This window comes from Psychromonas arctica, from assembly GCF_038155225.1.
GTDB lineage: Bacteria > Pseudomonadota > Gammaproteobacteria > Enterobacterales > Psychromonadaceae > Psychromonas > Psychromonas arctica_B.
Genome location: NZ_JBAKBA010000424.1, coordinates 1 through 210, shown reverse-complemented (window position 1 = coordinate 210; position 210 = coordinate 1). Strand labels below are relative to the sequence as shown.

At 41.9% G+C, this 210-nt stretch carries 1 pseudogene; it reads right to left on the bottom strand.

What is annotated here, in order from left to right:
- Positions 1–210, bottom strand: a pseudogene (locus V6255_RS18980) (deoxyribose-phosphate aldolase); the annotation flags it as partial.

The following is a 210-nucleotide window of genomic DNA, read 5'->3' as shown; positions in this document are numbered from 1 at the left end:
TCAATTCACCCGTTTCAATGAACACTTTTAATGTTACTGCTTTACAACAGACTACACGGCAAGCTTTAACCATTTCTTCACCAACAACTGCAATACCAGCAATCAGTGCACGGTATGCGAACACTAAATCAACTTCGTCTGCACCATAAGCAACACCGGCTTTAGTCTCTGCGACAGCCATTTCAATATCATCATTACCGTGTGGGAAAT